This is a genomic window from Coprobacillus sp. (assembly GCF_984815275.1).
The window spans coordinates 34,734-46,424 of record NZ_CFJNYH010000028.1 but is presented as its reverse complement, the minus strand read 5'-3'; the positions used below and the strand labels follow the sequence as shown (position 1 = coordinate 46,424).

The following is an 11,691-nucleotide window of genomic DNA, read 5'->3' as shown; positions in this document are numbered from 1 at the left end:
TATTATTTACATCATTTTTCTTATTTACACCATCTAAGGACTTCATTGTCGGGAATAAGATTACTTCACGAATTGACTCTTGTCCAGTTAACAGCATAACAAGTCGATCAATTCCCATTCCCATACCACCTGTTGGAGGTAGTCCATACTCTAAAGCCTCTACATAATCTAAATCCATTTCATTGGCTTCATCATTACCTAATTCTTTTTCTTTTAACTGATTAGAGAATCTTTCATATTGATCAATAGGATCATTTAATTCTGTAAATGCATTTGCATATTCATTTCCACAAATGAATAATTCAAAACGTTGTGTAAAACGTGGATCTTCTAAATTCTTCTTAGCAAGTGGAGAAATTTCAATTGGATGACCATACACAAAAGTAGGTTCAACAATTGTCTCTTCTACATATTCCTCAAAGAAAGCATTAATAATATGACCATAACCAAAATGATTTTCAACTTCAATATGTCTTTCTTCAGCTAAAGCTTTTGCTTCTTCAAAAGTCATATCACTCGCAAAGTCAATGCCAGTTTGTTCCTTAATAGCATCTGTCATAGAAATACGTTTAAATCCAGGTGCTAAAGAAATCTTGTTTCCTTTATACTCTAAATCATATGTACCACAAACACTCATTGCAGCATTAGAAATAATACCTTCAGTTAAATCCATCATTCCTTCTAAATCACTGAATGCTTTATACACTTCAATTGTTGTAAATTCAGGATTATGAGTTCTATCCATTCCTTCATTTCTAAATAAACGTCCAATTTCATAAACAGCATCCATTCCACCAACAATTAATCTTTTTAATGATAATTCAGTTGCAATTCTTAAATAGAAATTCATATCTAAAGCATTATGATGAGTAGTAAATGGTCTTGCAGCCGCTCCTCCTAAAATAGGATTCAAGACTGGAGTTTCCACTTCAACATAACCTTGACTATCTAAGAAATTTTGAATTGATCGAATAATCTTAGGTCTTGCAAAAGCAATCTTTCTTGATTCCTCATTCATAATTAAATCTACATATCTTCTTCTATATCTTTCTTCAACATCACTTAAACCATGATATTTCTCAGGTAAAGGACGTAATGCTTTTGTTAAATGAATAAACTTTGCTACTTTGACTGATAATTCACCAGTGTTTGTTACAAATACAGTTCCCTCTATACCAACAATATCACCAATATCACTCTTAATTAAAACTTCATATTCATCTTCACCAATAACATCTTTTCTGACATAAATTTGAATTTGTCCATCTCTATCTTGAATATGCATAAAGCAGACTTTTCCTTTACGACGTTTTGTCATAATTCTTCCTGCAATTTTAACAGGGACTGCCATTTCTTCTAATTCTTCATGTGTTTTACCAGCAAATTCCTCTTTAATCTGTTTTGAAAAATGTGTAACATCGAATCTTTGTCCAAAAGGATCAATTCCTCTTTCTCTTAAAAAATCTAACTTTTCTCTTCTGACTAACTCTTGTTCACTAAACTGTCTTTCTTCCATTGTCTTCTCCTTTTCCAAATAAAAAAACTCCCATCCATAAGGGACGAGAGTCATCGTGTTACCACCCTAATTCGTCATTATATCACTATAACAACCTTTTCAACTCCTATCAGAGTCTAGCCTGTAACGCGGCACACGTTATTTTATCACTTTTGATCCAAAATACGGCTCCTAGTCTTTATTCATTGTTTTTGTTATCATCCATTTCCACCAGCAGGACTCTCTATTCATACATTTTAACAATTACTTCTCTATTCATAGCCTTTTTCTATACACTTTGTATTATATAAATAAACCAAGTCCTTGTCAAGCAAAGAACTTGGTTTTCCAAGTATTTATCACTATTTTTTATGCGTAACTAAACATTTTCATATATTTTTTATCCATCATTTCTTCTAACAATTCCTCACGGCTAAATGATTGTGGTGTGACACCATCAACTTCAATAAATAATGTATCTCTATCCATGACTTCAACCTTCATTGACTGAATCGCAACGCCATGTTTTTTTAAGGTATGTTGAATATCAGCGAGAGCAGAAGAATCTTGGGTCACCTGTATTTGTATAATTTGACCTTGATTGGTAAATTTACGAAATATACCTTTATGGAATATAAACTGTAATCCAGCTACGCATAATGTTGCCATAATCCCAACATCATATAGTCCTGCTCCAATACAAGAACCAGCCCCAGCGGTTGCCCACATACCAGCTGCCCTTGTTAATCCTGATACAGTTCCATGTCTTACAAATATAACACCAGCTCCCAAAAAACCAACACCACTGACAATTTGAGCAGCCATACGTGCAGCATCGTATTCATTCACATCTGGAAAGCCATATTTAGAAACAATCATAATTAATGCAGCTCCTAAAGCAATAATAGAATGTGTTCTAATTCCTGCTTCTTTATTCCTATTTCTTCTCTCATAACCAATAAATGCACCACACATTCCTGCTATGAGTATTCTTAAAAACCATTCCCAATGAATCACTATAGATGGCAATATTAACATCTCCTATTCACAATATATTTTTCTTAGCAATTTCCTCTTTTCTTCATCAATACCATATTCTTTTTCCAAGAATACATTATAGTCTGAATATCTTTCTTTAATAGAATTGATTGTATACATTATATTCTCTTTTTGAACATATAACAATGGTTCACAATATTTTCTCATATCTGCTGGTATTTGTAATTCATCACAGAAGGCTTCATTAAAGACCTTCAAATATTCATTAGATAATAAATATTCTTGAATTCCGTCTTCTTCACTCATACCTAAAGCCATCATAATTAAAAATGCACTCACACCTGTACGATCTTTTCCAGCTGTACAATGAAAATAAACATGCCCATCATTTCGTAGTAACAACTCAAAAAGTTTATGATAAGCTGGATTATCAAAAGCCATAGTCTTATAACCCTCACTTACATAACTCAATAGAAATTTTAGTTTTTCTAAAGTCATTTCACCTTGTAACATAGAACCAAAATCAAAACCTTCATCTGTTGCTTCCTTCACTTGTAAGGCTGCAATACGCTCATAAATAGCATTTGGAAAAACAATATCCTGGCTCATCAAAGATTCTTTTTCATCTCTATAGTCTAAAATGTAATGAATTCCTAGTTCTTTTTCCATGTATAAAGCATCATCAAATGTGATTTGATCTAATGAAGCACCTCTAAAAATTTTATTCTTTTTCATGACTTGTCCATCTTGATTTTGATATCCACTGACATCTCTAAAATTTCTAATTTTCAATTCCCTCATAATCCTTTTACCTTTCTCATATGGTTCACTAATTCTTCAAACTGTTGTTTATTGAGTCCATAATCACCCATTTGTGTTAAACGAGAATCATGGAAATCACTTCCCCCACTTTTAAATAAGTTAAACTTTTTTGCATACTTTTGTGTTAAAGGATAATCTTCATCTTTCATACTAGGATGAGAGATTTCTATACCTTGTAATCCATATCCAACATATTTTTCAATTTCATCATAATTATTATATTCACATGGATGAGCAATTATGGCAATTCCACCATCTTTTTGAATAGCTTCTATACCTTTTTGTATATCTATATAACCCATTTGTAAATCAGTTTCTTTTGATGTTTTTGATGCAAAGAGTCCACGATATTTTTCTGGTGTCATTTCTTCTGGATATTTTTCCATCAATGCTAAAAAGATATGAATTTTAAAAACAATGTTATAAGGGGAATATTTTTTAGCATCTTCATAAGTGATATGATAGCCCTTTTGAGAAAGATTTTCAATCAGTTTATGATGATATGCATCTCTACATGCTAATGTTTTTTGACAGAGTGCCTCTACATGAGGAGCCTTTTCATTCAACCATAAACCTATAATATGAATCTTTTTTGCAACATCCTCATCATAACAGCTCATTTCTACACCCCGAATAGTTCGAATGCCTAATTCCTCTCCAAGACGTTTCACTTCATCTAAATGATCAATTGTATCATGATCAGTAATTGCAATTCTTTGTATTCCTTTTTCTTTAGCCATCATCAAAACATCACGTATTTCTTTTGTCCCATCACTATGATTTGTGTGAACATGTAAATCAGCATATACCATTGATTGACCTCCTAGATAATCGTTAAAAGACTATCTTTTTTTGTAACATTTTTTTGTTGTGTTGGAATAATCTCTAAATAATTGCTTGAGTTTGTCACAACAACCATAGTTGTTGCATCTAATCCTGCTTCTTTAATCTGAGTTAAATCTACTTCCAATAACAAATCTCCCTGTTTAACAGTTTGACCTTTTGTCACATATTGAACAAATGGCCTACCATCCAATTTCACAGTATCAATCCCAATATGTATTAAAATCTCAACACCCTTATCAGTTGTTAACCCAATCGCATGTTTTGTTTCAAAAGTTGCAGAAATCACCCCATCAGCAGGAGCATATATTTTACCATCTTGCGGTATAACAGCAATTCCTTTGCCTAAGACTTCACCAGAAAACATTTCATCATTTACATCATTTAAATCAATAACATGACCTTCAACTGGACTTTGTACAGTATTAATTGTATTGTTCACTTTTGGTTTTGTTTCATCAATAGGATCTTCAAAGCCAATAACAAGCATTGCTACAAATGTACCAACAGCAGAAATAATCATTGTAATAATAGCATTTATTAAGTTCGCATTTCCATTACCACCCATCCACATAGGGAAGTTAATAACGCTTGGTGTCATAAAAGCAAATGCTTTTAAAGCTGTAAAGCCTGCATATAAACCGCCCAAACAACTTCCTATCATAACTGCATACATAGGTGTTTTTAATCTCAATGAAACACCATAGATACATGGTTCAGTAATTCCAGCAAAGAATGCTGTAAAACCAGCAGACACACATGTATTCCTAAATTCTTTGTTTTTTGTTTTAATAGCACACGCAAAAGCTGCTGCACCTTGAGCCATATTAGCAGTTAATGTTAACGTTCTAGAGAATGGGTCATACCCAGACTGTGATAAAATTTGAATACCAGCGATTGCTAATGTCGCATGCATTCCAGTTGCTACCATCCATGGATAAACAATACACATAATTGCTATTGCAAACATTCCAAATGTATTATAAACCCACAATAATGCATCACCTAAATAAATCGAGATAATTCCCATTGCTGGTGCTAAGACAACAAATGTTAATGGTGTCATAATAAGGAGCGTTAATAAAGGTGTTAACATTCCTTTTAAGAGTTCTGGTAAATATCTATTTAATGTGAATTCAACTTTACTCATAACCCAAACCATTAATAATGCTGGGATAAGTGAAGATGTATATGGCATACCATAAAGTGGTAACACACCAAACATTTGTCCAATGAATTTTGGATCAGTAGACGAAACAATGGCATTCCAGTTTGGATGTACCAATGCGCAACCCAACAATGCCGCCATAAACATATTACATTTAAAATGTTTAGCAGCAGCAACAGCAACAAATACTGGCAAGAATGTAAATCCTGCATCAAAGACAAAACTAAAAACATAGAAAGTCATTGATGTTTCAGCACTTGCCCATCCCATTGTTGAAATAAATAATAAGATACACTTTCCAAGTCCAGTTCCTACAAGTATTGGAATTATTGGTCCAATAGCACCAATGATTGCTGAGAACATAGAATTAAAAATATTCTTCTTTTTAGGTTTTTCTTTGATTTCTTGTTCATCTGAAATATCTGCAATTTTACAAACATCTAAATAAACATCATGTACATGTGTACCAATAATAATTTGATATTGACCACCTTTTTTAATCAATGATAATACCCCATCAATCCCTTTAATCTTTTCATCATCAGCTTGCGATTCATCCTTTAATGTGAATCTTAAACGTGTCATACAATGCTGTAAAGAAATAATATTATCTTTTCCTCCAACAGCTTCAATAATTTCTTTTGAAAGTTTTTCATATTTCATTTTCTTATCCTCCATTTTCTTGAAAACTTCAATTCATGAAGGTTTGGCCAACTTAATGTCACCATCCAACTGTATATATGCAAACCATTTCTTTATTATTTCACCTCACTTATTAGAAACGATTTTAGCAACATGTATTGTTAAAAACAAAACCTCTTCATCCTCTAAACAGTAATCATATTTTCTTTCAATCAAAGATTTGATTTCTAATGCACATAAATAAGGTTGTACATATTTTTCTTTCATAATTTCTAAGAGATCATTATTTAAAGAATCATCTTGGATATGCTTTGCCTGATTAAAAACACGCAATCCAAAAAACTTCAAATGTGTGACAAAACGATAATAAGATAAAGAATCTTCATTAAAATCTCTCCCAAAATAATTCTTTACCAATTCTAAAATACCTTGAATAAACCCTGTTATTTCATAAACATCACTAATATTCTTTCCAACTTCACTACTTACAATATGTAATGCTATAAAACCAGCTTCATTATCATCCATCTGAATATTATATTTTTCTTCAATCAGAGATAAAGTCCATAATCCTAATTCAAATTCTTTCTTATAAAAATGTTTAATTTCTAATAAAAGTTGATTTTTCAAAAGAATTCCTTCACGATACCTTTCAATACTTGTATGAATATGGTCAGTTAAACTAATATATAAAGAATCATCTATATCATTATTTAATTCTCTTTTCGCTTTTTGAATCACTTGATCTGATATTTCCATATATTCAATAGGAATGTCTTTTAACATGTTTATCATTTTTCTTTGACTTGGTTTCAAACTCATTTCAAATGTTTTATTAATCTTTCCAGTATCGATAACATCACCTGTTTTCTTACCATAAGCCAAACCTTTTCCCATAACAATAATTTCCTCTTTATTATCATTTGTTGTCACAACAACATTGTTATTAAGAATCTTTTTAATAATCATGTTTATCCCTCCCTCATAGAAAAAACCTGTTCGCAGATTAAAAACATCTGTAAACAGGTTTTGTGTAGCCTCAATTTGTGCTCTAACAATCCATATATTACATAATTATCATAGCACTTCTCTTTTTTTGTGTCAACGCTTTCACAGACATGAAAACGTTAATTTTCTGTAAAATAATTAAATACTGATTTATCACCAGTATTGAGATAATGACGATAAGCTTCTAAAATTTCTTGCATCTGTTGGTATGTATCCACTTTAGATAAATAATTCTTAATAACACTCGCTGATTTTAAGCCCTTAATATACCAAGGTGCATGTCCTCTCATTTGCCGAATTGCGTTTTTTTCACCCTCAACTGGAATAAGTCTTTGTGCATGTTTTAAACATTGATCTATTCTTTCATCAGCAGTTGGATCACCTAATAAAATATCATGTTCAACATATTCAACCATTTGCTTAATCACCCAAGGATTTCCAAGTGCTGCACGCCCTACCATAACAGCATCACAGCCAGTTTCTTCTAACATTCTTTTGGCATCTTTGGCAGTTTTAACATCTCCATTACCAATAACTGGAATGGAAACTGCCTCTTTGACCTTTTTAATCCAGCTCCAATCAGCATGCCCCTCATACATTTGTGAACGTGTTCTTCCATGAACTGCAATGGCACTTGCTCCAGCACGCTCAATAAGTTGCGCAATCTCAACACAGTTAATCGAATCAAAATCATACCCTATTCTTATTTTCACTGTGACTGGTTTACTGACTGCCTCAACAACACTTTTGACAATATCATAAACCAGATCAGGAAATTGCAAAAGATAACTTCCTGCATGTGCCTTGAGCACTTTATTCACTGGGCATCCCATATTGATATCAATGATATCACAATTAGAATTCTCATCAACAAACTTGGCTGCAGTGACCATTGATTCAACATCTCCACCAAAGACTTGAATACTCATCGGATGTTCATTTTCATCAACCTTTAACATTTCAATTGTTTTTTGATTTCCATAACATAATGCTTTATCACTCACCATTTCACTGACAACTAATCCAGCACCAAACTCCTTAATAATTTTACGAAATGCAACATTTGTAATCCCTGCCATTGGAGCCATAACTATTCTATTTTCTATATCTATATTTCCTATTTTCATTTTATTCACCATAACACAATATAACATAATTCTTTTATAAAACAAAGACAAATGAATGATATATTATATACATAGGAGGCGATACAAATACAAAAATTTATATAAGAAAGTAATATATTCTTTTCTCATGATAACATAGATGATATGAAGTCTCCCTCCCTCTCCCTAAAAGTCTTTATATTATCGAATTATATAATACGAAAATGAAAACTTATTCCCGTGAGTTTTCATTTTTATTTATTTTTTATGTATATAATTTAAAAAAGTGGTAAATCTATATATAGATAACTTGCACTTTCCCCTCTATTTTTCCTCCCCATTAAAATAGATGTAAGTTATCGATTAGTTATATTCCTAATATTGGTAAACCCAAGAAGAAAATAAGCACGCCCCTCGTGCTTATTTTTTCTTATTATCAAATTGTTTTTTTTATTGTATAATAAAACTATATACGAGGAGGGTTTTTATGAACTTTAAAGAAAAGATATCAATTCATTATACCTCATTAACACCTACTGAAAAAAGAATTTGTACAATGATATTTGATAATCCACAAATCATTATAAAAAATTCCATTGTTGAAGCAGGGGTTTTATGTCATACATCCAAATCTGCTATATTAAGATTTGCCAAGAAACTTGAATATCGTGGGTATAGTGAATTTAAATATGCTGTAGAAGAATACTATAATAAGACGCATAATGACCAACCTATTCCGAACAATCAAGAAACTGTTCTTCAGCAAATTTCTACATCTTATGCACAAACCATTGAGGCTCTAGGACTTTTAGATTATGAAGATAAATTAAAAGAATTAGCCTCTCTTATTGATAGTTATACATATGTAAAGGCTATAGGAATTGGAAATTCAGCATTTTGTGCTAATCAATTAGTATATTCTCTCTATTCTCACAACAAGTTTTTTGATGCAGTTGTTGATGATGTTCAATTTGATTATTTATCGAATTGCTTAACTCAAGATTATCTCTTAATTATATTTTCTGTTACAGGATCATCCAATACTTTTTCAAAGTTATTAAAAGCTGCTAAGAATGCTGGTTCAAAAATTGTTATAATCTCAATGAATAACGATTCACCTATAAATCATTATGCTGATATTCAATTTATTTTACCTTCAAGTATCTCTAATCTTCAAAATAAAATAGTTCTTAATCAATTAGACAATAGAACAACTCTCTATTTCTTCTCAGAAATTATTTCATATTACTATGGAATCTATCTAGAACATAAATGAAAAGACACCTCACTAAAATGAAGTGTCTTTTCCTATATTATAAATTCCATAAGTATTTGGTTCATAAATAAACTCTACTCCTGTTATTTGATGATTTAAATACTCTTTTAACCCTCTCATCCCTGCTGCTTCACTTGTCATATGATTAACAACTAAAAGCGGAATATGATGATCAACAGCCCATTGAACTGCTCCCCAATTATCAATTCCATCATCACTAACCAAGCAAGCATCAACTTGTTTTTGACACATTTCAAATATATTTGTACATGCTCCAGTTCCTATCCCCAAACGCTTAATGTTTTTCGTTTGACTTCCAATGATTTGAATGCCATATTGGAAATATGGTTCTATACACTCTGTAATGTGTTTCGCTAATTGTAAAGTACTCATATTGACATCAGTTGCTATACGAATAAAACTGTCTTGCACTGCTTCTTCAAAATTCAGTTTTAATAATTGTGCCCATTGATCTCGGACACCATATTCTGGATAAAGATCCCATAAATCATGACAGCGATACACTGCGATATTATTTTTTTCTAATAATGCTTTTTTTTCGTGCTGGGCAATTCTCACATTTGTTGGTAATAACGTTGATTCTAAATAAAATGGATTTTCATGTGTAATGATAAAATGACATTTTGCATTTATTGCCTTTTCTATAATATCAAATGTTGCAACCCAACATACAATAACTTGATTAACTTCTTGTTCATCATCACCTATCAGTAATCTATCTCGAGTAAGTGATCTATTTACCCACTCTCCCTGCTTATCTAGACAACTTATTATCTCAGCTATTTTCATTTCTCTTCTCCTTACCACTGAAAGAATAGCTATTCACCTATTCCATTGAACTTTGTTCCTCAATATCCATTTGTTTATCATAACTCTTCATAAATGGTATAAAGATAATAACATTTATGATAAATAATCCTATCCATACAACAATAGCACGCCAATCTAAGGTTGATAAAAATGCATAAAGTGGTGCTGGTAATGTCCATGGTACACTCATACATGTTCTATTCATAAAGCCTACTGATGTTGCCCCATATGCTATTGCAACATTGATTATGATACATATAACACTTGGTATAAATGTTAAAATATTGAGAACTGTTGGCACCCCAAATACCAATGGTTCATTAATATTAAACAAAGAAGATGGAATCGCTAATTTACCTAAAGAACGCAATCTTTTATTCTTGCATATAAAATTCATATTAAATAAAATGGCTAAATAGACAATTGCAAGTCCAAATATAAATGTAAAGTTTCCTGCTATGATATTTGGAATATCTTTTCCTGCATTATATGCATCAAGATTAGCAACCAAATTACCTGTAAAAATAGGTGTTGTAATGGCACTCACCATATTGTCCCCATGAATTCCAAAGAACCAGAAGACAACTGTTAATACAACAATAAATAACATTGATGGTAATGAAGCCGTTGCAGATATTAATGGTGAAAATATAGTGAATACGAGATTTGTTAAGCCACTTCCTGTTATCATGAAAATAACTTGATCTAAAACAATAAATAAAATTGTATTTACAACAAGTGGCAATAATACTTCAAATGGTCCAGCAACCATTGGTGGTACACCTTTAGGCATTGAAATTTTTAAGTTTTTTATAATCATCCAATGATTGATTTCAATAACCAATAAAGCAATAATAATTGCTGCAAACATTGAAGAAGCTCCTAAACCACTCACATCTATAAACGAACCCTCATTGATACTTTGTGGGACTCCTGCAACACATAGAAATACAAATAATGCTGTTAAACTGTTAGGTAAAGCTTCCATTTTATAATATTTAGAAAAACGATACGAAATACCTAAAACAACATATACCGAAATAATTCCAATAGTTAGATGAAATGGAATCGTTAATAACGTTGCCCAATCAGTAGCCCAATTCTTCCACATAATCATAAACTGAAAAAAGAAGTTTGTTGGTTTCATCACCTCTAAATCCACAGGTGGATTTGCAATCATTAATGATATCCCACCAATGACTGTAAACGGAATAAGAATAGTCAATCCATCCCTCAAAGCAGATAAATGCTTTTGAGATGCAATCCTCGTTGCAACTGGAACAACTTTCTCTTCCATAACATTTTGAAACTTGTCGAAAAACACTTTTAATTTATCCATATTTTTTCTCCCCTCTGTAAGTGTTTACACAAGTATTATACCCTCTCTGAGAAAAAGTGTCAATATGATATATTGATATCGGGAATATTCTTATAGATATTTATAAATTCTTAAGATTTTCTTACTATTTTTTACTTATCCATTTGCTATAATGGAGTAGAG

General features: G+C 31.6%; 10 protein-coding genes and 1 other annotated feature. Of the genes, 1 reads left to right on the top strand and 9 read right to left on the bottom strand.

Annotation, left to right across the window (positions count from 1 at the left end; genetic code table 11):
- From lysS to dusB, 7 genes are all read right to left on the bottom strand, one after another.
- Positions 1-1,516: lysine--tRNA ligase (gene lysS / locus AC5M21_RS10900; protein WP_302378595.1), on the bottom strand; the 1,516-nt coding region annotated here is incomplete at its 3' end.
- 36 nt (positions 1,517-1,552) lie between these two features.
- Positions 1,553-1,784, bottom strand: a binding site (T-box leader).
- Between the two features lie 80 nt (positions 1,785-1,864).
- Complete coding sequence (locus tag AC5M21_RS10895; protein ID WP_008789311.1) at positions 1,865-2,533, bottom strand: MgtC/SapB family protein; 669 nt, start codon at positions 2,531-2,533, stop codon at positions 1,865-1,867.
- A gap of 3 nt (positions 2,534-2,536) precedes the next feature.
- Positions 2,537-3,295, bottom strand: coding sequence for a tyrosine-protein phosphatase (locus AC5M21_RS10890; protein ID WP_008789310.1), 759 nt, complete (start codon positions 3,293-3,295; stop codon positions 2,537-2,539).
- Positions 3,292-4,128, bottom strand: a complete 837-nt coding sequence (locus tag AC5M21_RS10885; RefSeq protein WP_008789309.1) for a PHP domain-containing protein — start codon at positions 4,126-4,128, stop codon at positions 3,292-3,294. The genes AC5M21_RS10890 and AC5M21_RS10885 overlap by 4 nt, the downstream gene beginning before the upstream one ends.
- Positions 4,129-4,139: 11 nt before the next feature.
- A complete protein-coding gene (locus tag AC5M21_RS10880) occupies positions 4,140-5,990 on the bottom strand; it encodes a beta-glucoside-specific PTS transporter subunit IIABC (protein WP_008789308.1) in 1,851 nt (616 codons plus the stop codon).
- Between the two features lie 105 nt (positions 5,991-6,095).
- Complete coding sequence (gene licT / locus AC5M21_RS10875) at positions 6,096-6,938, bottom strand: BglG family transcription antiterminator LicT (RefSeq protein ID WP_008789307.1); 843 nt, start codon at positions 6,936-6,938, stop codon at positions 6,096-6,098.
- 158 nt (positions 6,939-7,096) lie between these two features.
- Positions 7,097-8,104, bottom strand: coding sequence for a tRNA dihydrouridine synthase DusB (dusB, locus tag AC5M21_RS10870; RefSeq protein WP_008789306.1), 1,008 nt, complete (start codon positions 8,102-8,104; stop codon positions 7,097-7,099).
- A 466-nt stretch (positions 8,105-8,570) separates the two neighbouring features.
- Here dusB and AC5M21_RS10865 point away from each other — a divergent pair, with 466 nt between their 5' ends.
- Positions 8,571-9,359 carry a MurR/RpiR family transcriptional regulator gene (locus AC5M21_RS10865; protein WP_008789305.1) on the top strand — a complete coding sequence of 263 codons (789 nt, stop codon included), beginning with the start codon at positions 8,571-8,573 and terminating at the stop codon, positions 9,357-9,359.
- A 12-nt stretch (positions 9,360-9,371) separates the two neighbouring features.
- On the opposite strand, the gene AC5M21_RS10860 is transcribed toward AC5M21_RS10865, so the two are convergent.
- Entirely contained in the window at positions 9,372-10,169 is a 798-nt protein-coding gene (locus tag AC5M21_RS10860) for a Nif3-like dinuclear metal center hexameric protein (protein WP_008789304.1), read from the bottom strand.
- Between the two features lie 37 nt (positions 10,170-10,206).
- The gene (locus AC5M21_RS10855; protein WP_008789303.1) at positions 10,207-11,529 is read right to left on the bottom strand and encodes a PTS sugar transporter subunit IIC; all 1,323 of its coding nucleotides are present in this window, start codon (positions 11,527-11,529) and stop codon (positions 10,207-10,209) included.
- Positions 11,530-11,691 lie beyond the last annotated feature (162 nt).

What these genes read in the sequence shown, in the direction of transcription:
- AC5M21_RS10895 (WP_008789311.1), bottom strand. Translation starts at nt 2,533, where the DNA reads ATGTTAATATTGCCATCTATAGTGATTCATTGGGAATGGTTTTTAAGA.
- AC5M21_RS10890 (WP_008789310.1), bottom strand. Translation starts at nt 3,295, where the DNA reads ATGAGGGAATTGAAAATTAGAAATTTTAGAGATGTCAGTGGATATCAA.
- AC5M21_RS10885 (WP_008789309.1), bottom strand. Translation starts at nt 4,128, where the DNA reads ATGGTATATGCTGATTTACATGTTCACACAAATCATAGTGATGGGACA.
- AC5M21_RS10880 (WP_008789308.1), bottom strand. Translation starts at nt 5,990, where the DNA reads ATGAAATATGAAAAACTTTCAAAAGAAATTATTGAAGCTGTTGGAGGA.
- licT (WP_008789307.1), bottom strand. Translation starts at nt 6,938, where the DNA reads ATGATTATTAAAAAGATTCTTAATAACAATGTTGTTGTGACAACAAAT.
- dusB (WP_008789306.1), bottom strand. Translation starts at nt 8,104, where the DNA reads ATGAAAATAGGAAATATAGATATAGAAAATAGAATAGTTATGGCTCCA.
- AC5M21_RS10865 (WP_008789305.1), top strand. Translation starts at nt 8,571, where the DNA reads ATGAACTTTAAAGAAAAGATATCAATTCATTATACCTCATTAACACCT.
- AC5M21_RS10860 (WP_008789304.1), bottom strand. Translation starts at nt 10,169, where the DNA reads ATGAAAATAGCTGAGATAATAAGTTGTCTAGATAAGCAGGGAGAGTGG.
- AC5M21_RS10855 (WP_008789303.1), bottom strand. Translation starts at nt 11,529, where the DNA reads ATGGATAAATTAAAAGTGTTTTTCGACAAGTTTCAAAATGTTATGGAA.